The 25015-nt window shown below is 68.3% G+C and carries 29 protein-coding genes, 1 tRNA gene and 1 pseudogene; 13 read left to right on the top strand and 18 right to left on the bottom strand.

What is annotated here, in order from left to right; translation table 11 throughout:
• The first annotated feature begins 25 nt into the window (after positions 1 to 25).
• From AB0C16_RS28560 to serS, 4 genes are read left to right on the top strand one after another with little or no spacing between them, the layout of a single operon-like run.
• On the top strand, positions 26 to 1225 hold the full coding sequence (locus tag AB0C16_RS28560) for a glycosyltransferase 87 family protein (RefSeq protein ID WP_357687107.1): 1200 nt from the start codon (positions 26 to 28) through the stop codon (positions 1223 to 1225).
• A 17-nt stretch (positions 1226 to 1242) separates the two neighbouring features.
• Complete coding sequence (locus tag AB0C16_RS28555; protein WP_357687105.1) at positions 1243 to 1671, top strand: DUF4446 family protein; 429 nt, start codon at positions 1243 to 1245, stop codon at positions 1669 to 1671.
• A 2-nt stretch (positions 1672 to 1673) separates the two neighbouring features.
• Entirely contained in the window at positions 1674 to 2597 is a 924-nt protein-coding gene (gene pheA / locus AB0C16_RS28550) for a prephenate dehydratase (protein ID WP_357687103.1), read from the top strand.
• A gap of 38 nt (positions 2598 to 2635) precedes the next feature.
• Entirely contained in the window at positions 2636 to 3898 is a 1263-nt protein-coding gene (gene serS, locus AB0C16_RS28545) for a serine--tRNA ligase (protein WP_357687101.1), read from the top strand.
• Here serS and AB0C16_RS28540 read toward each other — a convergent pair.
• Both AB0C16_RS28540 and AB0C16_RS28535 read right to left on the bottom strand, forming a co-directional pair.
• The gene (locus AB0C16_RS28540) at positions 3862 to 5226 is read right to left on the bottom strand and encodes a hypothetical protein (RefSeq protein WP_357687099.1); all 1365 of its coding nucleotides are present in this window, start codon (positions 5224 to 5226) and stop codon (positions 3862 to 3864) included. The two genes, serS and AB0C16_RS28540, sit on opposite strands and share 37 nt — an antisense overlap.
• A 167-nt stretch (positions 5227 to 5393) precedes the next feature.
• On the bottom strand, positions 5394 to 5597 hold the full coding sequence (locus AB0C16_RS28535; RefSeq protein WP_043619750.1) for a cold-shock protein: 204 nt from the start codon (positions 5595 to 5597) through the stop codon (positions 5394 to 5396).
• A 221-nt stretch (positions 5598 to 5818) separates the two neighbouring features.
• Here AB0C16_RS28535 and AB0C16_RS28530 point away from each other — a divergent pair, with 221 nt between their 5' ends.
• On the top strand, positions 5819 to 6625 hold the full coding sequence (locus AB0C16_RS28530) for an HAD family hydrolase (RefSeq protein ID WP_357687097.1): 807 nt from the start codon (positions 5819 to 5821) through the stop codon (positions 6623 to 6625).
• On the opposite strand, the gene AB0C16_RS28525 is transcribed toward AB0C16_RS28530, so the two are convergent.
• Positions 6616 to 7119, bottom strand: coding sequence for a bacterial proteasome activator family protein (locus AB0C16_RS28525; RefSeq protein ID WP_357687095.1), 504 nt, complete (start codon positions 7117 to 7119; stop codon positions 6616 to 6618). The genes AB0C16_RS28530 and AB0C16_RS28525 overlap by 10 nt on opposite strands.
• Before the next feature lie 5 nt (positions 7120 to 7124).
• Positions 7125 to 8081 carry an NAD(P)H-quinone oxidoreductase gene (locus AB0C16_RS28520; protein ID WP_357687093.1) on the bottom strand — a complete coding sequence of 319 codons (957 nt, stop codon included), beginning with the start codon at positions 8079 to 8081 and terminating at the stop codon, positions 7125 to 7127.
• Positions 8082 to 8195: 114 nt separating this feature from the next.
• Here AB0C16_RS28520 and AB0C16_RS28515 point away from each other — a divergent pair, with 114 nt between their 5' ends.
• Entirely contained in the window at positions 8196 to 10424 is a 2229-nt protein-coding gene (locus tag AB0C16_RS28515) for an AAA family ATPase (RefSeq protein ID WP_357687091.1), read from the top strand.
• A 1-nt stretch (position 10425) separates the two neighbouring features.
• Here AB0C16_RS28515 and AB0C16_RS28510 read toward each other — a convergent pair.
• The 6 genes and pseudogenes from AB0C16_RS28510 to AB0C16_RS28485 all read right to left on the bottom strand — a co-directional run bounded on the left by AB0C16_RS28510 (position 10426) and on the right by AB0C16_RS28485 (position 14750).
• Positions 10426 to 10512: transfer RNA gene (locus AB0C16_RS28510), tRNA-Ser, on the bottom strand.
• A gap of 99 nt (positions 10513 to 10611) precedes the next feature.
• Positions 10612 to 11457 carry an NUDIX domain-containing protein gene (locus AB0C16_RS28505; RefSeq protein ID WP_357687089.1) on the bottom strand — a complete coding sequence of 282 codons (846 nt, stop codon included), beginning with the start codon at positions 11455 to 11457 and terminating at the stop codon, positions 10612 to 10614.
• Between the two features lie 25 nt (positions 11458 to 11482).
• Positions 11483 to 11578: pseudogene (locus AB0C16_RS28500) on the bottom strand (CDP-alcohol phosphatidyltransferase family protein); the annotation flags it as partial.
• A gap of 224 nt (positions 11579 to 11802) precedes the next feature.
• Positions 11803 to 12573, bottom strand: coding sequence for a TNT domain-containing protein (locus AB0C16_RS28495; RefSeq protein ID WP_357687087.1), 771 nt, complete (start codon positions 12571 to 12573; stop codon positions 11803 to 11805).
• A 428-nt stretch (positions 12574 to 13001) separates the two neighbouring features.
• A complete protein-coding gene (locus AB0C16_RS28490; RefSeq protein WP_357687085.1) occupies positions 13002 to 13796 on the bottom strand; it encodes a GNAT family N-acetyltransferase in 795 nt (264 codons plus the stop codon).
• A 108-nt stretch (positions 13797 to 13904) separates the two neighbouring features.
• Positions 13905 to 14750 (bottom strand): GntR family transcriptional regulator, encoded by an 846-nt coding sequence (locus AB0C16_RS28485; protein ID WP_357687083.1) that lies wholly within the window; start codon positions 14748 to 14750, stop codon positions 13905 to 13907.
• Between the two features lie 324 nt (positions 14751 to 15074).
• On the opposite strand from AB0C16_RS28485, the gene AB0C16_RS28480 reads away from it, so the two are divergent.
• From AB0C16_RS28480 to AB0C16_RS28470, 3 genes are all read left to right on the top strand, one after another.
• On the top strand, positions 15075 to 15293 hold the full coding sequence (locus tag AB0C16_RS28480; RefSeq protein WP_357687081.1) for a hypothetical protein: 219 nt from the start codon (positions 15075 to 15077) through the stop codon (positions 15291 to 15293).
• 124 nt (positions 15294 to 15417) lie between these two features.
• Positions 15418 to 15879 (top strand): hypothetical protein, encoded by a 462-nt coding sequence (locus AB0C16_RS28475; RefSeq protein ID WP_357687079.1) that lies wholly within the window; start codon positions 15418 to 15420, stop codon positions 15877 to 15879.
• A gap of 178 nt (positions 15880 to 16057) precedes the next feature.
• Positions 16058 to 16474 (top strand): DUF6292 family protein, encoded by a 417-nt coding sequence (locus AB0C16_RS28470; protein WP_357687077.1) that lies wholly within the window; start codon positions 16058 to 16060, stop codon positions 16472 to 16474.
• 44 nt (positions 16475 to 16518) lie between these two features.
• Here the strand turns inward: AB0C16_RS28470 and AB0C16_RS28465 are convergent, their stop codons facing one another.
• Complete coding sequence (locus AB0C16_RS28465) at positions 16519 to 16794, bottom strand: hypothetical protein (RefSeq protein WP_357687075.1); 276 nt, start codon at positions 16792 to 16794, stop codon at positions 16519 to 16521.
• A 419-nt stretch (positions 16795 to 17213) separates the two neighbouring features.
• On the opposite strand from AB0C16_RS28465, the gene AB0C16_RS28460 reads away from it, so the two are divergent.
• A complete protein-coding gene (locus AB0C16_RS28460) occupies positions 17214 to 17381 on the top strand; it encodes a hypothetical protein (protein ID WP_357687074.1) in 168 nt (55 codons plus the stop codon).
• A 114-nt stretch (positions 17382 to 17495) separates the two neighbouring features.
• On the opposite strand, the gene AB0C16_RS28455 is transcribed toward AB0C16_RS28460, so the two are convergent.
• The 4 genes from AB0C16_RS28455 to AB0C16_RS28440 all read right to left on the bottom strand — a co-directional run bounded on the left by AB0C16_RS28455 (position 17496) and on the right by AB0C16_RS28440 (position 19562).
• Positions 17496 to 18113 (bottom strand): DUF1801 domain-containing protein, encoded by a 618-nt coding sequence (locus AB0C16_RS28455; RefSeq protein WP_357687072.1) that lies wholly within the window; start codon positions 18111 to 18113, stop codon positions 17496 to 17498.
• Positions 18114 to 18182: 69 nt separating this feature from the next.
• Positions 18183 to 18413 carry a hypothetical protein gene (locus AB0C16_RS28450; RefSeq protein ID WP_357687070.1) on the bottom strand — a complete coding sequence of 77 codons (231 nt, stop codon included), beginning with the start codon at positions 18411 to 18413 and terminating at the stop codon, positions 18183 to 18185.
• A 10-nt stretch (positions 18414 to 18423) separates the two neighbouring features.
• Positions 18424 to 18915 (bottom strand): NUDIX domain-containing protein, encoded by a 492-nt coding sequence (locus AB0C16_RS28445; protein ID WP_357687068.1) that lies wholly within the window; start codon positions 18913 to 18915, stop codon positions 18424 to 18426.
• Complete coding sequence (locus AB0C16_RS28440) at positions 18912 to 19562, bottom strand: XRE family transcriptional regulator (RefSeq protein WP_357687066.1); 651 nt, start codon at positions 19560 to 19562, stop codon at positions 18912 to 18914. Before AB0C16_RS28440 ends, AB0C16_RS28445 begins: the two co-directional genes overlap by 4 nt.
• A gap of 200 nt (positions 19563 to 19762) precedes the next feature.
• Here AB0C16_RS28440 and AB0C16_RS28435 point away from each other — a divergent pair, with 200 nt between their 5' ends.
• From AB0C16_RS28435 to AB0C16_RS28425, 3 genes are all read left to right on the top strand, one after another.
• Positions 19763 to 19981 carry a hypothetical protein gene (locus tag AB0C16_RS28435; protein ID WP_357687064.1) on the top strand — a complete coding sequence of 73 codons (219 nt, stop codon included), beginning with the start codon at positions 19763 to 19765 and terminating at the stop codon, positions 19979 to 19981.
• 392 nt (positions 19982 to 20373) lie between these two features.
• Positions 20374 to 20847, top strand: coding sequence for a hypothetical protein (locus AB0C16_RS28430; protein WP_357687062.1), 474 nt, complete (start codon positions 20374 to 20376; stop codon positions 20845 to 20847).
• A complete protein-coding gene (locus AB0C16_RS28425; RefSeq protein WP_357687060.1) occupies positions 20844 to 21740 on the top strand; it encodes a hypothetical protein in 897 nt (298 codons plus the stop codon). The genes AB0C16_RS28430 and AB0C16_RS28425 overlap by 4 nt, the downstream gene beginning before the upstream one ends.
• A gap of 509 nt (positions 21741 to 22249) precedes the next feature.
• On the opposite strand, the gene AB0C16_RS28420 is transcribed toward AB0C16_RS28425, so the two are convergent.
• The 3 genes from AB0C16_RS28420 to AB0C16_RS28410 are packed head-to-tail and all read right to left on the bottom strand — an operon-like array spanning position 22250 to position 24164.
• Positions 22250 to 23512 (bottom strand): site-specific integrase, encoded by a 1263-nt coding sequence (locus AB0C16_RS28420; RefSeq protein WP_357687058.1) that lies wholly within the window; start codon positions 23510 to 23512, stop codon positions 22250 to 22252.
• A complete protein-coding gene (locus tag AB0C16_RS28415) occupies positions 23509 to 23694 on the bottom strand; it encodes a helix-turn-helix domain-containing protein (RefSeq protein WP_357687056.1) in 186 nt (61 codons plus the stop codon). Before AB0C16_RS28415 ends, AB0C16_RS28420 begins: the two co-directional genes overlap by 4 nt.
• Complete coding sequence (locus AB0C16_RS28410; protein ID WP_357687226.1) at positions 23691 to 24164, bottom strand: replication initiator; 474 nt, start codon at positions 24162 to 24164, stop codon at positions 23691 to 23693. Before AB0C16_RS28410 ends, AB0C16_RS28415 begins: the two co-directional genes overlap by 4 nt.
• Between the last annotated feature and the right edge of the window lie 851 nt (positions 24165 to 25015).

The raw sequence follows: 25015 nt of genomic DNA, 5'->3' as shown, positions 1-25015 counted from the left end.
CAGAGCCACGGTAACGTGCCAGACCGTGACAGGTGGCGACGAGCCGTCGATCCGGCGGCAATGGTGGGCGTGGGCGGTCGCGGTGCTGGTCATCGCCGTGGCGGTGACGCCCCTCGTGCGCCACTGGCTGACGAACCCCGACGATCAACGCCTGGTCGACCTCGACGTCTATCGCACCGGCGGGCAGATGATCCTCGAGGGCCGCGCCGTCTACGAGTTCTTCACACCCGCGCCGCAACTGCTCCCGTTCACCTATCCGCCGATCGCGGCGTTGCTGGCCGCGCTGCTCGCCATGCTGTCGTGGGAGGCGGCCCAGTGGGTGTGGACGGCCGGGATCTACGTGGCGCTCGGCGTCGCCGTGGCCTACTCCTTCCGCAAGGTGCTGGGCAGGCACGCGCCGTGGGTGTTCGCGTTCCTGATGGTGGCGTGTGCCTATCTCATGCCGATCCGCGATCAGGTGCGGTTCGGGCAGGTGGACATCCTGCTCGTGGCGCTGTGCCTGGCCGACTGCGTGGCGAGGCGGCCGTGGTGGCCGCGGGGGTTCCTGATCGGGCTGGCGACCGCGGTGAAGCTCACCCCGGGCGTCTTCCTGATCTACCTGCTGGTGACGCGGCAGTGGCGGACGTTCTTCATGGCGGCGTTCACGGCGGCGCTGCTCACGCTGGTGCCGTTCGCGGTGATCCCGCAGGACGCCGCCGACTTCTGGTTCTCGGCGCTGCTCGACCCCGAACGGCTGGGCGCCAACGCCGCCACCACCAACCAGTCCATCCGTGGCATGCTGATCCGCCTGTACCTTCCCGACGCGCTGACGTCGGTGCTCTGGCTGGCGCTCGTCGCGCTCGTCGGCTGGTACGGCTTCCGCGGCGCGGCCCGGGCGAAGGATCCGGTCGCGGCGGTCGGGCTGGTCGGGCTGATGGCGGTGCTGCTGTCGCCGGTCGCCTGGATCCACCACCTGGCCTGGGTGGTCGTGGTGCTCGGCGCGATCGTGGGAGACGGGCGCGACCCGGTCAGGCTGCGGGTGGCGGCCGGGGTGTGGCTCTACTACGTGCTGCCGATCCCGTGGTGGGGGGTGGCGTTGAAGGCGGCGGAGATCCCGCTCGTCAGCCCGATCCTGGGCAAGATCGTGCAGAACGCCTACGGGCTGGGCGCGCTGGCGCTGGTCTGGCTGCTGGCGTCCTGGCTGCCCGCACGACGTGCGGAAACGGCGGCTCCGGTCACGGTCTAGCCACTACCCTCGGTGTCGTGCTGATTACCGTATGGCTGGCCGCCCTGGCCGGGATCGCGGGCGTGACCGCCGGTTGCCTGGCGCTGCGGGAGGCGAGGGGCGCGGCCGACCACTGCCGGCTGCTGCTGGCCAGGCAGGTGAGCGACGGCAAGGGCGATCTCAAGGCCATCCGCGACGTGGCCGTGTGCCGTTACGACGCGCTCGAGGAGATGACCGGGAGGCTCTCCTTCTCGGTCGCGATGATCAACTCGTTGGGCGACGGCATCGTACTGACCTCGATCAACGGGCGTTCCGAGACCCGCACCTATGTGCGCGCGGTGGTGGGCGGGCGCGGCGAGCAGCCGCTGTCGCCGGAAGAGGAGGAGGCGGTGCGAGCCGCCCGTCTCGGGTTGGGACCGGTCATCACGAAGTCGCGCGTACCTCGCCAACCTGCGGATACTCTGTAACCATGCCCAGACTCGCCTATCTCGGACCGGAGGGCACCTTCACCGAAGAGGCCCTCAGGCTCCTGGAGCCCGACGCCGAACGCCTGCCCTGCGCGAACGTCACCGCGGCGCTCAACGCCGCGCGGAGTGGCGAGGCCGACGGTGCGGTCGTCCCGCTGGAAAACTCGCTCGAGGGCGCGATCACGACCACCCTCGACGAGTTCGCGTGGGGCGAGCCGCTGCTGATCACGGCCGAGCTGCTGCTTCCGGTGCGATTCTCGCTGCTGGCCAGGCCCGGCACGGAGCTCCCGCACATCAAGCGGGTCTACACGCATCCCGCGGCCATCACCCAGTGCCGCGCCTACGTCGCCCGCGAGTTGCCCGACGCGGTCGTGGTGTCCGCGCCCTCCACGGCGGCCGCGGCCCAGGAGGTCGCGCTGCCCGGTTCGCCGTACGACGCGGCGATCGCCGCCCGCATCGCGGGCGAGCACTACGGGCTGGTGGAGCTCGCCGGTGACATCGGCGACCGGTCCGACACCGTGACCAGGTTCGTCAGGGTGAGCCGGCCGGGCGCGCTGCCCGAGCCGACCGGTTCCGACCGCACCACGCTCGTCGTGTTCCTGGCCGACGACCACCCGGGCGCGCTGCTGGAGATGCTGACGGAGTTCTCGGTGCGGGGCGTCAACCTGAGCCGCATCGAGTCGCGGCCCACCGGCGACGGCATCGGCCGCTATTTCTTCCACTTCGACTTCGAGGGGCACGTCGCCGACGCCCGCGTCGGTGAGGCCATCGCCGGGCTGCACCGCATCTGCGGCGAGGTGCGTTTCCTGGGCAGCTACCCACGTGCCGACGGGGTGGCGCCGCAGATCAAGCGGGGCACCGCCGACGCCGAGTTCGCCGAGGCGGGCCGGTGGCTCGCCCGAATCCGCGCTGGGCGGGTCCAATAGAGGAGCGGGCGGCCACCGCGCGCCGGTAGCCTTTCCTTGTGATTGACCTGCGTACCCTTCGTGAGGACCCCGACCGGCTACGGGCGTCGCAGCGTGCCCGCGGTGAGGACGACTCCGTCGTCGACACGCTGCTCGACCTCGACGAGCGCCGTCGCGCCGCGCTGACCCGATTCGAGTCGCAGCGCGCCGAGCAGAAGAGCCTCGGCAAGTCGGTCTCCAGGGCGCAGGGAGAGGAGAAGGCCGCGCTGCTGCAGCGGGCCAAGGAGCTCGCCGGCCAGGTCAAGGGCGCCGAGACGGAGGCCGAGAAGCTGGCCGCCGAGCTCGACGAGGTCCTGCAGTCGGTGCCCAACATCGTCGACGAGGACGCGCCCCACGGCGGCGAGGACGACTACGTCGTGCTCGAGACCCATGGGAAGCCGCGCGAGTTCGACTTCGAGCCGAAAGACCACCTGGAGATCGGGGAGCGGCTCGACGCCATCGACATGGAGCGGGGCGCCAAGGTGTCCGGCTCGCGGTTCTTCTTCCTCAAGGGCGTCGGCGCCCGCCTGCAGCTCGGCCTGCTCAACATGGCCATGCAGCAGGCGATCGCCACCGGGTTCGTGCCGATGATCACTCCGGTGCTGGTCAAGCCCGAGACCATGCAGGGCACGGGCTTCCACGTGGCCCACGACAAGGAGATCTACCGCCTGCCCGAGGACGACCTCTACCTGGTGGGCACCTCCGAGGTGTCGCTGGCGGGCTACCACGCCCAGGAGATCCTCGGCGGCGGCGAGCTGCCGCTGCGCTACGCGGGCTGGTCGTCGTGCTTCCGGCGCGAGGCCGGCTCCTACGGCAAGGACACCCGGGGCATCATCCGCGTCCACCAGTTCGACAAGGTGGAGATGTTCTCCTACGTACGCCCTGAGGAGGCCCGCGAGGAGCACCAGCGGCTGCTGGCGTGGGAGAAGGAGATGCTGGCCAAGATCGAGGTGCCCTACCGTGTCATCGACACGGCGGCGGGTGACCTCGGCATGTCGGCGGCCCGCAAGTTCGACTGCGAGGCGTGGATCCCGACCCAGGGCCGCTACCGCGAGCTGACCTCGACCTCCAACTGCACGGAGTTCCAGGCCCGCAGGCTGGGTGTCCGCTACCGCGACAAGGACGGCAGGCCCCAGCACCTGGCCACGCTCAACGGCACGCTGGCGACCACCCGGTGGATCGTCGCGATCCTGGAAAACCACCAGCGGGCCGACGGCTCGGTCGTGGTGCCCGAGGCGCTGCGTCCCTATGTGGGCCTCGACGTGCTGGAGCCGGCCAAGTAGGCGTCGCGCCTGATGAGCGCGCCGCCCGCGGCCACGACGCCCGCGGTCAGCACGACGGCCGCGGCGACGGCCACGCCGTACGAGTCGGGCACACCCTGCGTCCAGCCGTGGAAGGGCCCGTAGACGCTGCCGTAGACGAGCGGAGCGGCTCCCAGGCCGACGAGCGCCGCGGTGGGCCGGGTGCGCCCCGCCGCGGCCAGCACGACGCACATGAGGATCCCGATCAGCGTCACCGAGCCGCCGAGGAGCAACTTCCCGGGGGCGAACCCCGGCCCGTCGTCCAGCGCTTCCAGCACCGTGTAGAGCAACCCGCCCAGGCCGACCATGGCGAAGATCGTGTAAGGCGTCCGCAACTGCCTCAGCCCGACGCCCATGGCGCCCAGCAGCACGGTGATCGCGAAGAAGAACGCGATCCGGCGTTCCTCTCGCACCGGATCCATGGGTTCGGGCGGCACGACGCCCGACACGAACTGAGGCCAGCCCGCCTGCCGCCACGCGCCCGAGACGTCCCGGACGAGGATCCCGTCGACGCCGTTGGCGACCACCACCACGTGCCCCCCGGACCTGGCCTGTACGGCGAGCGCACGGGGGCGCGGACGGTCGTCGGGGCGCTGACCGGCCTCCGGGTCAGGCCGGTCCGCGGCTGGTTTCCACGACTCGTGCCAGGTCGTGCCGCCGTCGTCCGATTCGGCCACGGCCCTTCCGTCGAGGACGTGGTAGCAGCGCTGTGCCTGCCTCGGCACGCAGGCGGCGCTCTGTGGCGGCCGATCCCGCCTCAGGTACCACTCGGACCACGTGACCCCGCCGTCCTCGGAGACCAGGCCCCTCACCCCGGTGTCGCTCTCGTACGCGTCGTCCAGGTGGACGACGATGCGCCGGTCATCCGCCTGGACGGAGTCGGCGCTGGGCGGCGGTGACGCGGCTGACGTGGCCGCCACGGCGAGCACGGCCAGTGGTGTCGTGACCAGCGCCCGCCACCGCCCGGAGTCCGCCCGCAGGCTCCGCCGGCGCACCCACCAGGCCAGCCCGAGCGCGGGCAGCGCCAGCAGGTCCGTGGGATCGGCCAGGACGCGAGAAGGACCGGCCACCAGGGTCCAGAGGTGGGAGGCGGTCTCAGCGCCCGTCTCCGTCGTCTTGACGAGCGTGAACAGCGCTCCGGTCAGCAGGGTGGCCGCGAGGTCGGCCCGGCGCCACAGCAGCAGCGCCAGAAGCGGAGGGGCGACGATCAGCCCGGCGAAGTCACTGAGCTTGCCGGTGACGAACCCGGGGTGGGCCTGCTTGAGCAGGTGGTCGTTGAGTAGGAGGACGATGACCGCGACCACCGTCACGGGGTGACATAACCACGCATGCCTCATGTATGGGTCGATGACCGGAAGGGGCCGCTGGTTCGGCCGGGTGTGAGTCGAGCCACACCTGTGACCGATCCGTCATCGCCCCGAACGCGAAAGACCGGAGTCCGCTGGAAGCGAACCCCGGTCTGTCTCGCTGCTACAGGTCAGATGGCACGGACCTGGGAGGCCTGCGGCCCCTTCTGGCCCTGCGTGATCTCGAACTCGACCCGCTGGCCGTCTTCAAGGCTGCGGTAGCCGTTGCCGACGATCTCGGAGAAGTGCACGAACACGTCCGGCGCACCGCCGTCCGGGGCGATGAAGCCGAAGCCCTTCTCGGCGTTGAACCACTTGACGGTTCCCTGAGCCATAAAAGCTCTCCCTCAGGATGTGAATCTATGGGACCCGCACCTCGCGAATCCCGGTGTGTCGTACAGCAAGCACCCGGGGTGGCTCAGACAACTCATGCTGGTTTTCACTACGGGATCAGCTAATACAACGCCATTCATCTAACACCATTCTGGCGGGTTGGTGTTCCCCTCCCTACGAAGATTTCTGGTCAGCGGCATCTCCAGGCAAACTAGAACCTGTTATGCAGAGCTCTCCCACGCCACGTCTGGTGGCCACCGACCTGGACGGCACCGCCTTGCGCACGGACGGAACCGTCTCTCCCCGCACGGCCGCGGCGTTCGCCATGGTCGAGGACTCCGGTGCCGCGCTCGTCTTCGTGACCGGGCGTCCGCCCCGGTGGATGAGCGGCGTCGCCGGCGCCGTACGCCACCGTGGCCTGGCCATCTGCGCGAACGGAGCGCTGACCTATGACCTGCATACCGAGGAGATAGTTGAATCTCACGTCATCTCCGCTCCGGTGCTCGAGGAAGTCGTCTCTCAGCTAAGAGCGAACGTGCCCGAACTGGCCTTTTCGGTCGAGTACGAAGGCGGATTTGCGCATGAGTCGGATTTCCCGCTCGGCGGCTGGGACAGCAAGGCCGTCGGCGGGCTGCGCGTGGGAGTGACGACACTGACCGCGCAGCCGTGCGTCAAGCTGCTGGCCCTGCACCCGCGGATGGATCCCGACAGGCTGCACGCCACCGTGGACGACCTCGTGGGCCACCTGGTGACCACCACGCACTCCAGCGGCAGGAGCCTGATCGAGATGAGCGCCCACGGCGTGACCAAGGCCACGGCCCTCGCCGTGCTGGCGGAGCGGCACGAGATCAGGTCGTCACAGGTGATCGCATTCGGGGACATGCCGAACGACCTGCCCATGCTGGCGTGGGCAGGGACGTCCTACGCGGTCGCGAACGCGCATCCGAAGGTGCTGGCCGCGGTCGATCACGTGACGGCGGCCAACAACGACGACGGCGTCGCCCGGGTGCTCGAGAAGCTCTACAGGTAGGGGCCGGAGCCGCCGGGTGGCCGTGGCTGGTCGTCATGGGGCACGCCGGGCAGCGCCCTGCGCATCTGCTCAAGCTGGGCACGGGCCGCCATCTGCTGCGCGAACAGCGTGGTCTGGATGCCGTGGAACAGCCCTTCGAGCCATCCGACCAACTGCGCGTGAGCGACGCGCAACTCGGCCTCGCTGGGCGGGGCGCCGTTGTCGTCGGTGAACGGCAGCGACAGGCGTTCCAACTCGTCGACCAGCTCGGGCGCCAGGCCGTCCTCGAGCTCCTTGATGGAGGACTCGTGGATCTCCCTCAGGCGCTTACGGCTGGCCTCGTCGAGGGGAGCCGCGCGGACCTCCTCGAGGAGCTGCCTGATCATGCTGCCGATGCGCATCACCTTGGCGGGCTGCTCGACCAGGTTTGCCACCGATCGCTCGTCTTCGCCCTTGCCTTGGAAGTCAGGACCGACCACCACGATATGGGGGGTGTTGTTGTCCTCTGCATTCATAACTCTCACCGTACTAGCAGGATCTTGCCGATGTGTTCGCCGGAATCCAACATACGGTGGGCTTCGGCCGCCTCGGACATGGGTACTTCGGCGTAGACCACCGGGCGCACCGCACCCGCGCTGACCAGCGGCCACACGTTGTCGACGACGCTGCGGGCGATCGCGCCCTTCTCGTCGGCCGGCCGGGCGCGCAGCGTGGTGCCGTGGACGGCGGCCCGCTTGGCGAGGAGGGCGCCGAGGTCGATCTCGGCCTTGCGCCCGCCCTGCAGCCCGATGATCACGAGCCGTCCGCCGCTGTTGAGCGCCCGGATGTTGCCGGACAGGTATTTGGCGCCCATGATGTCGAGGATCACATCGGCACGCGCCTTGTCGGCGAAGTCCTCCTCGCGGTAGTTGATCACCTCGTCGGCGCCCAGCTCCCTGAGACGCTCCGCCTTGGCCGCCGACCCGACGGTCGTGATCACCCGCGAGCCGAGCGCCTTGGCCAGCTGCACCGCGAACGTCCCGATGCCGCTCGCCCCGCCGTGCGCCAGCAGCGTCTCGCCCCGGCGCAGCCGCGCGAGCATGAACACGTTGGACCAGACCGTGCACGCCACCTCGGGCAGCGCCGCCGCCCGCACCAGCGACACACCCTCGGGCACCGGCATCACCTGCTGCCACGGCACGGCCACCCGCTCGGCGTAGCCGCCGCCGCTCAGCAGCGCGCACACCTCGTCACCCGGGGCGAAACCCTCGACGTCGGCGCCGGTCTCGGCCACCACACCGGAGACCTCCAGGCCCGGGTAGGGAGAGGCGCCCGGCGGCGGATCGTAGAACCCCTTGCGCTGGTGGACGTCGGCCCTGTTGACCCCGGCGGCCGTCACGTCGATGATGACTTCGCCCCGCTCAGGGCGCGGATCGGGCACCTCGCGCCACTCCAGGACCTCTGGCCCGCCTGCCTGGGCGATCTCGATGGCTCGCATGCGACCCAATGTAGCCGGGCAAGGAAGTTGTGGGTTGGCCGCGTTCATGGGAACACATGGCGTTACTCTGCAAGGTATTTGCTGCCCCTTTAGACCCACCAGAGGGGGAACACGGTGGCAAGACACGATCGCGAAGAATCGCTCGAGGAACAGCTGGCCTGGCTGGACGCAATCAAGGAGACCGACGAAGCACCTGTCAAGGTCAGCGCTCCGGCTCCGGGGTCTCCGGCGGCCGCCTCCGACGAGCCCGTCGCATCGCCGTACCCCCAGGATCCATGGCTGTCGGTGCCCTCCCAGCAGGACACGCCGACCCCGCCGCTGTTCCGCGCCGCGGTCGACTCCGTCTACGGCTCGCAGGCTGCGGAGACGCTTCCCGACGGGGAGAGCGAGGCCGCCGAGTGGCTGGAGACGGCCGGCTCGAAGGACGACACCGCGCCCGGGGGGCCGCCGCTGAGCCTGGGCAGGCCGGACGACGCGTTCCTCGCCCCGCTCAAGCCGCTGCCCCGGCCCGACGACACCGACACCTACACGATCTCCTTCACCGACCCCGCTTCCGCCGCCGGCCCCGGCCCCGGCAAGATGGCCGCCGGCCCCGGCAAGATGGACGAGACGAAGTGGCCGGAGCCGCCCGAGTGGCCGCAGTCGCCGGAGACGCTCGATGACAGGCGTCCGGCCGGCGAGCCCCGGCGCGGCGCCTTCGATGCGCCCTCACCCGAGTCGTCCCGGACCTCCGATCCCGAGGACACGTCCGAGCGGCCGCGCTCCTTCGACGAGCCCGGCGGTTATGGCGGGTCGCGATCCGGCGGCTCCTCGCAGGAAGCGGCCCCGTCATCCGGCGAGCCGGGTTCCCCGGCCCGGCCGGGGCCCCTGGACCAGCCGCCGGCCTTCGGCCGGTCGCGGTCGTTCGACCTGTCGCCCCCGGCGGACCGGACCGTCGACCAACCCACCGACCAGCCCGCCGACCACCCCTTCGGCCGGCCCACTGACCGCCCCTTCGATCAATCCACTGACCGGCCCGCTGACCGGCCCTTCGACCAGCCTGCCGACCGGCCCGCCGGTCAGCCGTTCGATCGGCCGCTGCCCTTCGACCTGTCGCCGTCCGACCGGTCTCAGGCCGTCGATCCGTCACCGGCCGACCGGTCGCGCTCCGCCGAGCCGGCCAGGTCCCCGGACCGGCGGTCCGTCGCTGACCAGGCCGCTGACCAGGCCACCGGCCGGCTCGCCGACCAGCCGAGATCCACGAGGGCCTCGCGCCGGGCCCGGCCCCTCGACCAGCAGGAGTCACCCAGCTTCGACGAGCCGCGGACCTACGGCCAGCCCCGGCCGGAGCCGCCGGTGCCCGAGCGGCACCGGCGTCCCGCCCCGGTGCCGGTGTTCAGCGCGCCGCCGCGCCCGCCCGTGACCGGCAGGCCGACCGCCGAGAGTCTCGACCCCGAGACGCTGCTCCGCGGCCGCCGAAACGCCCCCGCCAATGGCTGGCGGCGCGTGATCTACAAGGCGTCGGGCGGCTGGATCAAGCCCGGTGAGGCGCCGGAGGTCCGTCGCCGCCGCGAGCTGCTGACCAGGGCTCGCACCCCGGTCGCCACCGGCCACCACCGCGTGGCCGTGCTGAGCCTCAAGGGCGGGGTGGGCAAGACCACGACCACGGTCGGACTGGGCGCGACGCTCGCCCAGGTGCGCGGAGACCGGGTCATCGCGATCGACGCCAACCCCGACCGGGGCACGCTCTCCGACAAGCTGGTCCTGGAGACCTCGGCGACCGTGCGTGACCTGCTGAACGAGCGCGACCAGGTCAAGAGGTACGTCGACATCCGGGCCTTCACCTCCCAGGCGCCTTCGCGGCTGGAGGTGCTCGCCTCCGACCGGGACCCGTCGGTGTCGGAGGCCTTCAGCGGCGTCGACTACCAGTCGATCTCCCAGGTGCTGGAGAACTTCTACTCGATCTGCATCACCGACTGCGGCACCGGGCTGCTTCACTCGGCCATGGGCGGCGTGCTCGGCCTGGCCGACCAGATCGTGCTGGTCAGCTCGCCGTCGGTGGACGGCGCCCGCGCGGCCTCGGCGACCCTCGACTGGCTGGAGGCCCACCACTACGGTGACCTGGTCAGCGAAGCGACCGTGGTGCTTTGCAGCGTCAGGCCGCGTTCGAAGTCGGCGGTGGACATCAAGAAGCTGGAGGCCCATTTCGCCGCCAGGTGCCGTGCGGTGATCCGCGTGCCGTACGACCCGCATCTGGAGGAGGGCGCCGAGATCGACCTCGAACGTCTGCAGGAGGCCACCCGCGAGGCCTATCTGCAACTGGCGGCGTGTGTCGGCGACGGCTTCGCGGGAAGCCGGGGGTAAGCGGAGGGTGTGGGATTCGAACCCACGAGGCCATCGCTGACCTGGCCGCTTTCAAGGCGGCTGCACTCGTCCACTATGCGAACCCTCCAGTGCGCACACCACCATAGCGGCTGTGGTGGCAGTGGGGGTACGTTCGGGCGGCGGTGGATCTCGGCGTCGGGTGCGGGGGGCCGAACGTGGTCTTGGACTAGCCGCCGAGCTGTGACAGCAGCCACTTCGGGCCGGTGGTCCGCGCCCCCAGCTCGGTGACGCGCTCCTTCAGCCCCCGGTCCGCCGTCACGACCAGCACCCGCTCCCACGGCCGCGCCTGCCGTACGACGTCGACGATCGCGTCGTCGCCGCTGCCCGTCGCGGCCACGACCTGCACCCCGGTCACGGCCGGCGCCTCCCTGGCGGCACCCTCCACGACGGCCACGATCCGGGGATACCACTGCGCGAGCACCGGGTGGGCGAGCCGGAGCACCGAGACCTCGTTGAGCAGCCGCGTCGCGGCGCCCAGCCGATCGTTCCACCAGCCGTGCTCGGCCCGTGCGCCGATGATGTTGGCCACGTCGAGCACCAGGGTCTCCGGCTGGAGCTCGGGCTGGATCCTGTCCCAGGTCGCGGCGAACCCCGGATGCAGCTTCCTCCCGCTGATCTCGGGCAGCGGCAGCCACCGCATCTCGGCGCTCTCGCCGTTGGCGGGCACGGCGGCCAGCAGCTCGGACGACTCGGCGATCACCGTCTCGAACGTCCACCCGCCGTGATCGTCGAGGTAGACGCCCTGCACCCGCAGGCCGTCACCTCCGAGCGCGGCCTCCTCGCGGGCCTCGCGCAGCGCGCTGGCCACGGCGTCCTCGTGACTGTCACGCGCGCCGCCCGGCAACCCCCAGGTGCCGCCGTGGTGACTCCACCAGGATCGCTTCTGCATCAGCACGTACGGGACGCCGGACTCGTCATGGTGCACGGCCAGCAGCCCGGAGGCACCGTGCAGCCCCCAGTGCCGGTGCCCTTGCTCGCATTCGGTCCAGCCGTCGCCGTCCTTGGCAGCCATGGGCAGATTCTCTCAGCCTCCGGCCCGGTATGACGATGAACACCGCCATCTGGAACTCGATGCCGCTGACCAGGTGTGCGCGCACCCGGTGCGCGCGCAGCCAGTCGCGGACGCGGCGGAATGCTCGGTCGGCAGGTGATGCGCTTACCGCTCCACACGCGGAAGACGCTCAAGGCGGCCTGCATCCGCGTCTTCTACGACTCGAGGACCAACGGCCTGAGCGGCGGAGGGAGCCCGGCGTGGTTAGGAGGTGTCGCCGCCGCGTACTCACGGGCTGTGGACGACGCCCTCCTGGCCGCCGACGCAGCCAGGAGGGCGATCAGATCTGATCCGAGTCCGTCCCGCTCAGTTCAGGCGCTTGAGGTAGCCGTGGTCGATGAGCCAGCTGATCGGCAGTTCTCCCTTGTCGTTGCCCACCGACCCTTCGATGTACTTGACGAGGGTGTGGTACTGCTGCCCCACACCTCGCTGCTGGAAGGCCGAGGCGGCCGGGCCGGCGTCGACCTGGAACGGAATCTCCACCTGGTATGCGTGGTAGCTGCACAGATGCTGGGGATCGCCGCTGAACGTGTTGAGACTGCTCGGTGGCAGAGCCCGCTTCACGAACGGCGTGCCGTACGGAGCGAGGAAGGCGCCGTTCTCGCCACCGAAACGGTCGAGCTTCAGACCCTTGGCAAGGGTCACGGTGGAAATGAGTGCTTTGGCGTTGGAGTACCCCCCGGCATGGGCGAAGCCGAAGTCCTGCGGGTAGCGCCACCCGTCGACGGTCCGGTAGCGGTCGAGGAACGTCGTCGGGGGGAGACCTCCGTAGCGGACGTAGCCGCGCAGGATCGAGCCGAGCCAGCTGGTGCGCGGGAGATACTTCGGGCCGAGGTTCGGGTCGCCGAGCACGTAGGGCGGGCCGCAGATCGCGGTGACAGGCTCTCGGGCCGTCCTCGTGTGGCGGACGATCGAGGGGCCGGCCTTGGCGTGGCGCGTTTTCGCGTCCTGCGTGGTGAGCGTGGGCGGATTGGGGACGGGGGTGTACGTGGCGGCCTGGGCCGGGACGCCGGAGAAGGACGCGGCGGCGATGGCGAAGGCGGCGACCAGCGGCGCTCGCCGTGAAAAGGGATGCACGGACTCTCCTGAAAGAACTCACACGGAGTGCGATCGGACATATCCGCATCAATTCGCAAATCACGGAAGATGCCGAGCGGTAATCACCGTCTCTTCGCGTGAATGCTCTGGATGCGCTGGATCCGTGCGTACCCGGCCATTCTTCATACGCAGCGCAAGGAATTCGCCAGAGCGTCAAAAAGCTGCGCCTCGCGGCCAGTCGAAAGATGAAGAAAGGCGGTATGTGGCGATTTCTTCAATTCGGCGGCGAATAATGGAGAAGGCGCGATGGAGGCCCTTCGGGGGACTCGGCAGGGGGGTTGGGCGGGGGGATTGACGGGGGCGGAACCCGCCTGGCTACGCTTCACGCGTGGCATCGACGGCCCGGACCGCTCACCCGGTCGTATGCGATGGCCGGACCGCTCACCCGGTCGTATGCGATGGCCGGGCTACAGACCCGGGCGGCCTTTCGCGGTGAGCCCGCGAGCCGTGAATCTGCCGAATTCGCGCCGGGCCCACCCGGTCGCGCGAGCGGCAAAGCTGGGCGAAATGTCGCGCTGAACGGCGTACGGAGCGTTTCTCGCCGCGTCGCCCTTACGAGACGGCCGCTCAATGCCGGAGACAACACTGCGCAGGAGAGGGGTGCCGTCCTTCGGGGGGATGATCCTCAGTCGTGGCGTGTCGACCGCCAGGCTCACGGTGGTGCCGCGCTCGAAAAGGGCGCCTGACTTACGGCCGTCCTCCACCGCGCCGTCAGAGTCGCCGATATAGGCGAATCCCTCGCCACGGTAGTAATCGTGCAGCGCATAATTGGTCGTCCATACGTCTATCCGCAGCATCGTCGCGCCCCACGCGCCATGGGCGCTTCGAGCCGCCCAGTGGAGCAGGTCGGAGCCGATGCCCTTGCCCGCGTGCGCGCGGCCGACCACCAGGCGATGGACGTAGAGCGCCGGCTCGCTGTCGTCGTCGGAACACCAGACCTTGCGATCGGGCTCGTAGTCGAGCGTGATGGTCGCCATCAGCCCGCGAGAGAGCGGCCAACGTTTCGAGCGGCACACCACGAAGGTCTTGCCGCTCAGGACGCCGTCGCGGACACGCTGGTCTCTGCCCTCGCGCGACGGCCACGGCGTGGCCCATTGATCTGTCTTCTTCGTCCGCAGCCAGCTCGCCGTGCGGTCGATGAGCCCGATGATGTTCTCCACATCGTGTGGCTCGGCTCGCCTGATGTAGAAGATGTCGTCCATTCAAACCCCTGAGATTGTGTTTCGAAGGTGCGCACATCGAACCTCGGGGGCCGGAAGGTGTGCAGCGGGAAACTCGACATGCCGTACCGATGAATTCGAGCGTGGAAGCTAGGAGCTTGCCCCGTCGACCGATCCGCCGGTCAGTGCGCTTTTCGGCACATGGGTACTCATCTTGTACATGAGTTCGTTCCGGTCGGCGGGATAGGTCGTGACGGTCAAACGCATTGGCCGTCCGCTTTCGTCGAAGGCGACCCGGTTGACCTGCATCACGGCCACGCTCGCATTGTCCGAGAGCCGGAAGAACTTGATTTCCTCGTCGTCCGGCGGCCGTGCGGTGATGTGGTCCTCGTACCCGACCTGTACCAGTCCGAGTGTGTCCTCGAGGTATCTCACCACGCCCTGTGTGAGGTCGGCGGCGTTGACCAGCGCGTCGGCCCCACGTTGCACGAAGTCGTACGGATAGAACGAGGTCTGCAGGGACCAAGGCTTTCCGTCGATGCGCCGTTGCTGATGCCGGCTCACCACCAACGACCGCTCGTCGATCCCGAGAAGGCGCGCCTTGTCGAGATCGGCCTGCTGGATCTCCACGCGAGGAGGGCTGTCCGCCGCGTCCCGGCCGCTTACCTTGACTTCCGCGCGGTAGGCGGCGCCTTCACCGCCGCCCGGACCGCTCTGGGCGTCGTCGGCCGACATGGTCACCACGAATGGCTCGATCTTGCCGACCACATAGGTGCCACGACCGGATCGTGTGAGCAGCAGTCCGCGGTTGGTGAGCCATTTGACTGCGTCTCGAATGGTGTTTCGGGACGCAGCGTAATGCTCCATCAATTCGGCTTCGGTGGGCAGCGGTGTGTCGGTCGACCACTCCGCGCTCTTGATCCTTCGCTGGAGGTCTTCGGCGATCTCCCGGTATTTCGGTCCACCCATCTGCGCCTCCGCAAAGATACCAACCATACTGACGACCAGTCCGAGGCCTATGATATGCCTTGCCCTTACTTTATGGGTAGGTCAGACAGTCCCAGTTTTTTGTTTCATTCCCTTCGTCCGCAGGTAAAACGACAGGTAGCGGCGAAAGGTTGGTATGAGACCCATGGTTCTACAAGTTGGCCAAAAGCCTATGTCGCAGACCATTGGGCATGTAGGCGCTGGTCTGACAAGCCCCAGGAGAGGTATGGGTGAGCTTAGCCCAGCACCCCCGTCGATGGAGTCAAGTCACTCCAGAAACTCGGCACACGAAGCGACCTGGACAACCCCGAGACGAGAACGAGGAGCAGTCCAATGATCATGATCCTGGCGCTGGTGGTGGCTCTGCTCGTGGGCGCGGCCCTCGGAGCCTTCGTGCTCTCCGTGGTCGGCGTCCGGAAGCGCGACCGTGCCGCCGGCTTCGATCGGACGGGCCGGCTCGCGGCGCCTTTCGAGCCATCCGGCGACCTGGCGACCAAGGCGAGCGAGTGGGTGACCGGCTACTACGCTCGTGACGGAATGAATCATTCCTGAAGTGTCGGCGCCCCGGCACCCGCCCGCATGTGGCGGATGCCGGCGGACATCGGAAGGAGGGGACATGCCGAAGAGGCGCCAAGGGAGACCGGCCGCCGAGGTGTCACGCTCAGCCTCCAGGCGGATGGGCGGTGCGAGCGCGAAGACCATCCGGCCGTCCGAGAGCACCTCCAAGGGACAGCGGACGGCCCTGCGGGCTCAGGCTCCGCTGCCGAGCGTCGACCTGACGGAGGAGACCGCCTCGGCCCACGCGGACCTGAACGCGGTGCGGAGTCGGACCGGCGTGCATGTCTCGCTCTCCGTGCTGGGCGTCACGCTGATCAGCCGAGTGGCGTCGGAGGGGGATTCGCGCTCTCCGGCGGCGATCGGCGTGACCGTCCTGACGGTTTCGCTCGCGGCCACGATCCCCTCGATGATGCTCGCCCTGCTGGGCTGGGCCTGCCGGGTCCCGGGCCCACTTCTCGCGATGCTCGCGACGGCCGTTTTCATTGTCGTCTTCTCCGCGAACACCGTATTGCTCTTGCGTAGCCTCTACAGGCCTTCCGCCGACGGCACGACCCCGGTCTTGCCGGAGCCCTCGCCTTGACCTGAAAGAAAAGCCTCGTCGGCCCCTATGCCGGCCTGATCCCGCGCCTCTGCGGACTGCCGTAAGTCAGCGGGCGCGCCATTACAGCACCTCGCTTTTGCTGATACAAGTCGGACAAAAAAGCTACTCGACGTGATTTGGTGCATAATCGTCCTAAGCAAACAGAAGGGATGTCGTTGTGGGCGACAACCTCATTGCAATGCACCACCCGGACCCGTGGGTCGATCTCACTCACGGCTACGTCAGCCAGGTCGTCGGAGAGCTCTCCGGCCAAGGCGTGCGGATCGATCGGAGCTGGCTCGACCCGGCCGACCCGAGAGACGCGACGGTGATCATCCGCGACGGTGCGCACCAACCACTCGCGTTGGTGTGGGACGAAGAGACGGGGTGGCGTCACGGCATTTTCGAATCGGGATGCCAGGGCGTCAGGACACGCCTGAGTGCGGCCGCGGGTCTGGGAGGGGGGATTCTCCCTAGTGGAAACGAGGTGGCCTGGCGACTGAAGGCGAGGACGGTCGCAGAACACGTGAAGTATCGCTCGTGCGCCGACGTGCGTGACGGCTTGGACGACAAGCTCCGCACCATGATCTGGTAGCCGGCGTTCGGCCCGGGTGAAGGGAGGAATGGGCCCCACCCGGGCTAGACGAATCGCAACTGCACCAGCTCGGTCTGGTTGGCCTCGCGGACGTAGAGGGTCCCCCCTTGGGCGTTAACGATCTCCTCGATATAGGCGTAGACCTGAAGTGCGCGATTGATGGTGTCGGTCCTCGACAGTCCGGTCAGATCCGCGGCTCTGTCGAGGGCGTCGTTGGCGCGTGATGTGAGATTGACGGTCACCCGCCGTCCTTGCGGCGAAACGTCTTTCCGGGGGTCTGGCGAACTCGCGGCCGGGGACGTGTCGGTCGAGGCGGTCATGAGGGAATCCTTCGTTCCGACAACTGATTTGATCAGGTCAGAGTGCGTGATGCGATAATGCGGCTTCTGCGGGGACTGGAGCATCAGTGGTGTCGCAGGTGCGCACAAAGCATGCATTCGCAGTGACTAATTGTCAACCATCGTGCCAATCATACCCACTTCCCATTCATACCAACTACTTACGGTACAACTACATTGTGCACTCCTCATTGGTGACTCATATGTACGAACCGCATACCTGGCGGTAGCGTCCGCCTATCGAAGCGCATGAGGTGTGCCTCAAGGCCGGGCAGGTGAGTGCGATGCGGCAGCACAGTGAGGATCTCGGCGCCGAGACCCCCACTCCTCGCTCCCAGGTGTCGCCACACCACACCAGGAGCGGTCTCCGCATCACCGCCTCTTTCCTGGGAGCGTCCGTCATGAGCCACGCGACCAGTGAGGGTTCGCCCCGGTCTCCCGCGGCGCTCGGCATGGCGGCCCTGCTGCTCTCGTTCGCCGCGGCGATTTCGGCCATCGGAGTCGGATTCCTCGGTTGGCTGATGCGCCTGCCAGGGCCGCTCACCATAAGCCTGACGATCATTCTGTGATCTTCGGGGTTGTCTTGCCGCGGTCGGTGCGGCGTACGAAGAACAGGCCGCCGGCCGCGCACGGCCAGCAAGCGGGCCATGCCGGGAAGTTCATAACTCCGGGACGGGTAGCGGTTATCGTTGGCGTTTGCTGGCTCGGTCGACGCCCTTGTGCACCCGGGCCGTGCGGTCGATGAGCTCGCGCAGCGCGCTCTCGTCGACGTCGTCGAGCCGTTTCAGGTAGAGGCATCCCTTTCCGGTTTTGTGTGGGCCCAGCCGGGTGAGCACCGATGCGTGTCGTTCCTCGAACCCACCCACCAGGTATACGACGAGATGCTGCTTCCGCGGCGAGAAGCCCGCCAGGGGCCAGTCGCCCGTGCGCCCGCTTTCGTAGGTGTAGCGGTAACTGCCGAAGCCGACGATGCTCGGGCCCCACATCACTGCGGGCTCGCCGGTCACCTCGCGCAGAATCGTGCAGAGGCGCTCCGCGTCGGCCCGCCGGCGTTCGTCGGGGACCGCGTCCAGGAAGTCGTCGACGCTGGCGTCAGTCGGGACCGTCACCGGCTGTTTTGATGTCGCCATGAAGTCATGCTCCCACGCCAGTACGACAATGAGTTCGTAGGGCACATGGGGACACATGACAGCGTGAACCGTCAAATTGGACGGCCGTAACGCCGCCACACCGGACACCCGTGCGCAGGCCGAGCGGACCGGGAGTGGATGAATGCCGTGGAAGGGGAAGAGCTCAGCCATACCCCAACCACCACGAGGCGCCGGTGAACGAGTTGCCACGCCGAGCCGCCGACTCGTAGCTCGCGCCGGTCATCGCCAGCACAGGCGAACCTGTACCCCCATTGATCTACACACGGAGCAGTAGACGTGCTTGTGCCGCCCCTTGGAGAAGCTGGACCGATCGGCCATCTTCCACCGTCCCTTGCCCTCACAGCGGAGACATGGGGCGAACGGCCAGACCGGGCGTCCGGTGGTGGTGGCACTGGCGGCGATCCAGAGCGCGACGGCGATCCCGAGCAGCACCCAGAAGACGACGGCCATGGCGCTGACGCTAGCCGATGTACGGCTCCTCATCCTCGAGTCCGTGGTCTATCCGCAACCGGATCGCGGGATGAATCCTGTAGTCGTCGAGTTGGTCGGGCTCGACCCACCGCACCTCTCGCGCCTCCGCCGGCTCCGGGCGGATGCCGCCGCCGACGACGCGGGCACGCAAGCACACGTTGATGGGCTGCCGCACCTCGTCCACCTTGTCGCCGTGCATGTAGACGATCACGTGGTCTGGTGTGGAGAACACGCCGACGAGGCCGGTCACCGCCACGTTGAGCCCCGTCTCCTCCTGGCACTCTCGCACCGCGGCCTGAGCGACCGTCTCGCCCTTCTTCACGCCCCCAGTGGGGATGGTCCACAGGTCGTTGTCGGTGCGCCGAAGCATCAGCACCCGCCCCTGCTCGTCTAGGACGAACACGCTCGCTGAGGCTTTACGGCTGGTCGGCTTCGGCGCGTCCGAGTCCCGCCAGTGGTCGATGCGCCGGCTCCTTTTCACGTTGCGCCACCTCGTTCCCACGGCCGGGCCGATGCCCACACCCGCTCGAACGATTCCAAGTAGGTGTTGAACCATGCCCCGTCCAGGCGGCGTAAGTGCAAGGTCGGCGTATACGCAGCTAGGAGCCCGTACACGTGGACGTTGACGAGCATCTCGTCGTCGAACCGGTAGACGCTGTTGTACAGCGGGGTGTCGTGCAGCCGCACCTGCACCGAGGGCGGCATGCGCTGTCCGTAGTAGGCGAGTACCGCGGCGACCCGGCCGGCGACGCCGCCGCCGATCTGGTGCTCGGTGTCGCGCGACGCCAACTGCTGGCCGTGCGGGTCGCCCAGCAGCAGCCGCACCCGGACACCCGCCTTCGCCTTCGCGGCGAGCGTCGGAATCCAGTCAGGGTGTTCCTCCGTCAGGAACAGCCCGGCGAACGCGAGCAGGTCGACGTTGCGTTCGGCGTTGCGAAGCGTCTCCGTCCACAGATGGCGGGGCACGTCGTTACGACGCGGGTAGCTGCCGACGAGTTCCGCCCCGACGAGCGACGCCTTGTCGATGGCTTCCGGCCACAGGTACGACTCGTCCTCTTCGAGGATGGCCGCCACCCGATAGCGGGTCTTCGGGTACGGGACGGACGTGCCGTGTAGCCATCGCTCCACGGACTTCACACTGACCTGTGCCGCGTCAGCTAGTTGTTGGGGGTCGAGCCCTGCGCGGAGCATGGTCCGGCGTAGGCGTTCGTTCACCATGGCCGCATCCTGCCGTAGGACATCAGATGCCATCTAGTTGACTGGAAGGTGTCCGCAGATGTCCAGTGGTGTCGCAGCGATGTCTGCCCGGTCGGTTAGATCCTGCGTCCATGAGCAGCGTCTTCGCCAACCTGCGTGCCGCCTACGACGAGTGGACGATCTGGCGTAGCAACGCTGGATGCTGCTACGCGACCCGCCACCGGCGACTCCGTGACGACGAGATTGGCGCCGGTCTGGCGCAGACCGTCGCCGCCGACGACACCGCCGATCTGGCCAGTCGGCTCCGCGTCCAGGACGGTCTTCTGGAACGGTCACGGGGGGTGCTTTGACTGGGCCTCTGCCGGTCGAGTGCGACGCCCGCCTAGCCGTCCGGCAGGTGGCCGCGCTGCGCACCACCTATCCGGATTGGGAGATCCACCACGACCCGGTGACCGGCCAGTGGACTGCTCGACTCCGGCGGCAGGTATCGCAGGGGATGCGTGCCGCCGGGGTCGAGTCGCTGATCGAACGACCCGATGCGCCGTCGCCGGCTTCGGCGCTCGCCCGTCAGACGTCCCTCGTGCACAGCGCCAGGGGCCTACACGTGGCCACCGTAAGCCGGGTGGTCCCGCACACGAGGGCGAGGGCGCGTCGTGCGGGGCCATCCAACCAGCCGGACCAGAGGAGGAGATGTCCAGCCCTCAGCAAGTGCCAGCACGTGGTAACCCCCAAGGGAGTGCACATGACCACCAAGACGGCGGGCGCCGAGCCCGTCATCGCCCGCAACCTGATCAGCCCTGACCTGTTCGACCGGCTCGCCGCCGACATCGCCCGCGACCACAACATGACCATCGAGCACGCCGAGCGGACCATGGAACAGGCGCTCGCCTTCCTGTACGCGTGCGCGCTCAACCCTGGCGCGGCACTCGCCCCGTCCCCGCAGGTGGACATAGGTTGGCACGCGTACATCCTGCACACCGCCGCCTACGCCGACTTCTGCCAGAAGGTGGCAGGCCGATTCATCCACCACGCCCCGGACCAGCCCGGCGAGATCAGCCACGCGGCACGCCTGGAACGGCTCGGCGCGACCGTGCAAGCCATCCGCTCGTCGGGCATGCCACTGGACACCGACCTGTGGCTGCTGCCCGCCGAATGCAGCCAGTGCCACCAGGGCTGCTACGACGACCCGACGCCGAACGGAGGCATATCGCGATGACCCGCCCCCACTGGGAAGACCTCCCCGAGACCGTCCGCGACACCGTGCAACAGCAGTGCGGCCCGGTGCTGAAAGCGGAGACCGCGACCAGTGGCATCATGCCCGGCCTGGCCGCCCGGCTGCACACCGAGACCGGCAGCGTGTTCCTCAAGGCCGTCCAGATGGGCAGCAGCGCTGCGGCGTTGCACCTACGGGAGGAATGGGCCAACCGTGCCCTTCCGGAGGAGGTGCCGGCCCCGCGCATGCTGTGGCGCGGCACCGTGGACGGCTGGCACGTAATGGTGTTCGAGTTCGTCAACGACAACAGCCGCCACGCTGACCTGTTGCCCGGCTCGCCGGACCTGCCCGCGGTGCTCGACACTCTGGCGCTGCTCGGCAGGCTGCTCACGCCCGGTCCGAACGGCGCCATGCCCGTCTCGCACAACGTGGCCTCGCTCCAGGCCAAGGCCCGTCACCTCCTCGAAGGTGGCGCTCTGGACGATCGGGAGCTGTACGCCGCGGCGCTGGAGCAGTTCTCGGTCGAGCAACTGCGCGGCGACACGCTGCTGCACTACGACCTGTCCGCGGGCAACTTGCTCGTCGCGAGAGGCCGCGTCCACGTCCTGGACTGGTCCTTCGCCGTCCGAGGTGCGGCATGGATCGACTGCGCGCTGTTCGCGCCCCGCCTCATCCAGGCTGGCCACAGCCCCGCCCAGGTGGACGAGTTGCTGTCCACGGTGCCCGCCTGGAGGACCGCGCCCCGCGAGGCGGTCGCCGGACTCGCCGCGCTGTGGACGCTGTTCCGCGTCTACAAGGCCATGCACGGACCCGAGGAGACGCGTGAGGTGCGTGCCCGCGCTGCCGAGGCGGGCCGCTGCTGGCTGGTCTACGCTCGCGAAATCGTCCGGGAGTAGAGGGACCTAAACGGCGTGTTCTGCTGCCTGAACCGGCACGTCGCTGACGCCTGTCCGCTGCAATAGGCGGCACCCCAGGACGTCCGGCAGTTCACCCCCTGAAGTTGCCGGACCGGCCCTGCCCCCCAGGCTCGGGCGGGGCCACCAATCCCCGGCGGGGTAGTCGTGTCCTCTGGCCAGGATGCAGGGCCCGTGCCGAGTGATAGCGGGCCCGAGTCCGGACGCTGCAAACCCCGGGCGACCGCCGGACCCCGTTCCCCGCTGGCAGCTCGCTGGCGGGGGTGCGTGACTAACTGAGTGACTGTGGTACCTCCGTTGTTCCGCATCCGTGGGGGCCGTGTGGGATGTTGCGAATCGGCGCCACGTACGGTCGCTTCAGGGCGCACGCTCCCTTGTGCAGTTGGCAGGTCAGGCCCAGAGCGGTGACATCGCCCCTGGTCTCAGCCGCCGCCCTTGCTGAAGTGCTGGTAGTTGATTCGCGCGTCCCTGACCTGCGGTCCGGGCGCTGCTCAGCCGGATGCGGGCACACCAAGGGCACACGGCACCTGTGCCCCGAAGACTCGATCGACGGCCTTCCGCGTCCGGTCTTCACTCGACGGCATCAGGTGCGTGTACGTCCGCAGCGTGAAGCCGGGGTCATGGTGGCCGAGGTATTCGCTGAGCGCCTTGATGCTCTCGCCGCCATCGAGGAGCACGGAAGCGTAGAAGTGCCGCAGCGCGTGCATCCCGTGCTCGCGGTGCGATTCCGGCATCTCACCCTTGGGAGGTGCGGGCACGATGCCCGCGCGCACGAGGGCGAGTCGCCACTGTCCCTGATTGAAGTACGTGCAGTGGATCGCGTTGTCATTGGGCGAGAAGAAGATCAGCCGGTGCGTCACGGGCTTGCCGGCCAGCGCCATCCAGGGCAACGCGACATCGACGGCCGGGAAGGCAGCGAAGTGGGCCGACAGTCGAAGGGCTACGGAGTCCGGGAGCGGTACGTCCCGCGTCTTGCCGCCCTTCGGGGGAGCGAACACTCGCCGCCCGCGGATCAACTTCACCTGCCGCCGTACGTGGACGACGCGGCGCAGGAAATCGACATCGTCCACGGCCAGACCGATGATCTCGCCTTGCCGAAGCCCGAGGCCCGCGCCGACGTCCACCATCGCGGCGTACCGCTCACCGAGGGCGGCGCGCATGCCGTTCACCATCTCGTACGTCCAGGGCTTCACCTTCTCGCGCGATATCGCGGGCGGCTTCACCACAGACGCCTTGCATGGGTTCTTGGCGACGAGGCCGTCATCCACAGCGGCGGAGAACACGGCCGACACATGCGCGAGCAGCACTTTGATGTACGACGGCGCGAGCTCGCCCTGTAGCCCGCGAATCCACGCCTGAATCATCGAGGGCCGGTTGGCGAGCACACGCATCTCACGGTTCCCGAGCACCGGATAGATGTGGTTACGCAGCCGCATGGCGACCTGATCGTGAACGGCCTCGTCGAAGGGCGCCGCGTTCAGCCACTCCTCGGCGCACACGCGGAAGAGGGCCTTGCCGGCACTGGGGTCGACGTACGTTCCCACGGCCAGCTCGTTCTTGACCTTCGCATCGAAAGCGTCGGCGGCGCTCTTCTTGTCGAAGTTCCTCTTCCGCTGCTCGCCGTGGTCATCACGCCATCGAACCTGCCAGCGCTCGCCCTTGCCGTGATCCGACGACGGCACGCGCTGGTGCTCGGGACACTTGGAGTCTCCGGGGCGCGGCCTGGACTTGTGCCACCTGTCGTAGACCGTCATGACTGCTCACGCACCCAGGCGTAGACGTCCTCCGCGAAGTAGCGCACGTGACGCCCGATCTTGCAGCCTCTCGGCCCTTTGCCGAGGTAGCGCCACTGGTAGATCGTGGCAACTGGCACGCCCAGGAAGTCGGAGAGCCGGTGTACGTCCCACATCCGGTCTCCGCCGATCCCGCTGATCAAGTGCCCACCTCCATTACTCGCGGAGGAACGGTTCCCGTGAGAGCGGCGGCGAGGAGTTGGTCTCCTGCGGAGTGACCCTTGCCTGCGTACTGCCATTCGCTGATGACGAGGACGGCGTCCTCCTCGAAGAGGGGGAGGCGGCCGGTGGTGATGTCGTCGTCGCGGGCGTGGTGTTCGCGGGCCGCCCGGAGTGCGCCGAGGGTGGTCGAGTAGTTGCGAGACCTCGTGGAGAAGTGGCCCCGGAAGCCGAGCATGTGGGCCCACTCGGCGAGCCGGAGCTCTTTGAGTTCGTCGATGGCGCCCAGGCTCATGCATTCGGTGATGAGCCGTTTGGGGTGGTCGCGGAGGTTGTAGGCGTCGAGGTTGTCCAGGGGATTGATGCGGCGGTCGAGGGTGCCAACGCACTCGGCCGCTTTGGTGGCGTACTTGGCGATGGTGCGACACGAGGTCGCACGCGATGAGTGGGTTATGTCGAAGGAGGTTCGCGTGATAGCGAAGGTGTAACCCCGGGCTTGTGCTCATGGCCCGTCTCCGCCCTGACGTGCGTCGCCGCTGGTATCGGTGGGGTACGAAGCTCAGGGAAGAAGTTCGGAAGGCCGCACTCCATCTGTGGCCGAAGGGCGAGGGGAAGGCCGGGCGGGTGAACGTGAGTGAACCCTCGATGATGCCTCGTCAAGTACACCCCCGCGAGATGGGACGAGGAGCGGGGGAGGGATTGCCGATGGGAAGCGGCGGGTGCCGGTCATGGAGGTTGTGGTGGCCGGAGAGCATCACCGTCCCCGGGGTAAAGAGGGCACCCAATCCGGCCGCGGCTCATGCGTGCGGAACGTGGAAACCCCGTCATGGTCCCGGCCTGTTCACAACCGGGTAGGACCACTAGATCCATGGCGGGACAGGATGCCTGAGAAGCAAACGCCGGTGGCCGAAAGGCGACAGGAAACCGCGGGCATGCAAGGGGTCGGCTCCTTCGTCGGCCGCCCAGGCGGATAACTGACCGGATACCGGGTCTGGTGCCCGGACCCGAAAGGGCGCTGACGCAGGCAGGTGAGCCTTTGAAGTAATCGGCAAGCAGGCGAGCGAACCGGAAGGCGAGTTGGACGGCATGGCGGATAACGCGACGGGCGTCGAGGAGGCGGCCGCCGTCGCTGTGGTGAACGAGCTGACGGACGCGCCCGGTACTACATCCGTAGATCGCGTGGTAACAAGTCGCCTCGTCGGCGGTAGTGGCTGATAAGAGCGCGGGTTTGGTGGGCTTGCCGGAATCTGGACCAGGCCAGGACATGCTCGACGGCGCTGGCGGCCGGCACGATGAGGCGGGCGA

The sequence above is a fragment of the Nonomuraea sp. NPDC048916 genome, from assembly GCF_040649575.1.
Classification (GTDB): Bacteria; Actinomycetota; Actinomycetes; order Streptosporangiales; family Streptosporangiaceae; genus Nonomuraea.
Note: the sequence above shows the minus strand (reverse complement) of the source record. Positions and strands in the feature narration are given on the sequence as shown.